This window comes from Rhodopseudomonas sp. BR0C11 (assembly GCF_010820945.1).
Taxonomy (GTDB): Bacteria; Pseudomonadota; Alphaproteobacteria; order Rhizobiales; family Xanthobacteraceae; genus Rhodopseudomonas; species Rhodopseudomonas palustris_H.
The window spans coordinates 1-2,295 of the sequence record NZ_QTKI01000567.1 but is presented as its reverse complement, the minus strand read 5'-3'; the positions used below and the strand labels follow the sequence as shown (position 1 = coordinate 2,295).

The following is a 2,295-nucleotide window of genomic DNA, read 5'->3' as shown; positions in this document are numbered from 1 at the left end:
GGCGCTGCGGGAACAGACCCGCGGCGAAGCGCCGAGCGATGCGGGGCTGACGCTGCAGTCCGTCGGCGGCCTCTCCAGCCGGGTCGCGGATATCGCCGCTCGCGGCACACGGCGGGGCGACGACGATGGTGCGCCGCGGACGAAAGCTGCCTCAAATGCAACACCGGCGCGATTCCGGCGCCAGGAGGGTTGAAGCGGCGTGACGTTTCGGGAGCGCGCCGCTATACAACGCCCGCGCAAGCTGAACGTATCCGGCCACCAAGCTTTAACCCAGCGGAACATTGCTGTGGCGAGGCGGACGGGGGTGGTTTTCTCGCCTTGCGCCGCGTGCCATACCACCGTCACCTGTGCCGACCCCGTGCACGCCGATTCGCCGTTGTGCTGACCGAGCGGACCTGACCTGCCGATGCCGATTACCATCCTTGATCTCGTTGTTCTCGCGGTGATGTTGGTGTCGGGGCTGCTCGCGATGGTGCGCGGCTTCATGCGCGAAGTGCTGTCGATCGCGGCCTGGGGCGCCGCCGCGCTGGTGACGCTGTACGCATTCCAGAAGCTGATGCCGACGGCGCGGACCTATTTCTCGTCCGAGACGGTCGCCGCGGTGGTGGTGATCGCCGGCGTCTTCCTCGGCACCCTGATCATCGTGTCGATCATCACGGTGCGGATCTCGGACATGATCCTGGATTCGCGCATTGGCGCGCTCGATCGCACCCTCGGCTTCCTGTTCGGTCTCGCCCGCGGTCTGCTGATCGTGGTGGTGGCGTATCTGTTCTTCAACTGGCTGGTGCCGGACAAGCAGCGTCCCGAGTGGGTCACCAATGCGAAGTCGCGCACGGTTCTGCAAGGAACCGGTGATTGGCTGATGACGCTCTTGCCGGACGACCCTGAAAATACCATCTTGAAACGGTTCAAGAAGAACAAGCCGGAAGAAGACCAGCAGCAGACCGAGGATTCGGCTGCTCCCGGTGCCAATGACGGCTATAGCAAACCTGCCCGTGACGGCCTGAAAAAGCTGATAGAGGGCAAACCGGCCACGCGCTGAGCGTGTCCCACATGAGAGGCGCGATGGACGCGATGCCCAGCTCTTCCGACGACGCCGCAACGCCCGCTTCGGACGCTCGCGACCAACACATCCTCGACGATACCGTTTTCGACACTGACGGTGACACGCTGCGCGAAGAGTGCGGCGTGTTCGGCATTTTCGGGCACCCCGATGCCGCCGCGATCACTGCTCTCGGCCTGCACGCCCTGCAGCACCGCGGCCAGGAAGCCGCCGGCATCGTGTCGTTCGACAACGGCCGGTTTCATTCCGAGCGTCGCCTCGGTCTGGTCGGTGACACCTTCTCCCGCGCCGACGTGATCGCGCGGCTGCCGGGCAATTCGGCGATCGGCCACGTTCGCTATTCGACCACCGGCGAAACCATCCTGCGTAACGTCCAGCCGCTGTTCGCCGAGCTCAACGCCGGCGGCTTCGCGGTCGGCCACAACGGCAACCTCACCAACGGCCTCACTCTGCGCCGTGAGCTGATCCGCAGCGGCGCGATCATGCAGTCGACCACCGACACCGAAGTGATCCTGCATCTCGTCGCGCACTCCAAGAAGACTCGCTTCATCGAGCGCTTCATCGAGTCGCTGCGCGCGCTGGAAGGCGCCTACTCGCTGGTGTCGCTGACCAACAAGAAACTGGTCGGCGCCCGCGATCCGCTCGGCATCCGTCCGCTGGTGCTCGGCGAACTCGACGGCTGCCCGATCCTGGCGTCGGAGACCTGTGCGCTCGACATCATCGGCGCGCATTACGTCCGCGACGTCGAGCCCGGCGAAGTCATCGTGTTCGACCGCCACGGCGTCACCAGCCACAAGCCGTTCCCGCCGCAGCCGCCCCGCCCCTGCATCTTCGAGTACATCTACTTCGCCCGTCCGGATTCCATCGTCGGCGGCCGTTCTGTGTACGACGTTCGCAAGGCGTTCGGTGCCCAGCTGGCACTTGAGAGCCACGTCGAATCCGACGTCATCGTGCCCGTGCCGGATTCCGGCGTGCCGGCGGCGATCGGCTATTCGCGGCAGTCCGGCGTTCCGTTCGAGCTCGGCATCATCCGCAACCACTATGTCGGCCGTACCTTCATTCAGCCGACCCAGAGCGTTCGCGAACTCGGCGTCCGGATGAAGCACTCGGCCAACCGCGCCGCGATCGAAGGCAAGCGGATCGTGCTGATCGACGACAGCCTTGTCCGCGGCACCACGTCGAAGAAGATCGTGAAGATGATGCGCGATGCCGGCGCCCGCGAGGTGCACTTC

General features: G+C 65.2%; 2 protein-coding genes and 1 pseudogene. All 3 read left to right on the top strand.

Annotated features, from left to right (window positions below; genetic code table 11):
* A pseudogene (locus tag DYI24_RS25185) lies at window positions 1-193 on the top strand (DNA repair protein RadA); the annotation flags it as partial.
* 213 nt (window positions 194-406) lie between these two features.
* The gene (locus tag DYI24_RS25180) at window positions 407-1,042 is read left to right on the top strand and encodes a CvpA family protein (RefSeq protein WP_011158635.1); all 636 of its coding nucleotides are present in this window, start codon (window positions 407-409) and stop codon (window positions 1,040-1,042) included.
* A 23-nt stretch (window positions 1,043-1,065) separates the two neighbouring features.
* On the top strand, window positions 1,066-2,295 hold a 1,230-nt coding region (purF, locus tag DYI24_RS25175; RefSeq protein WP_164574259.1), incomplete at its 3' end, for an amidophosphoribosyltransferase.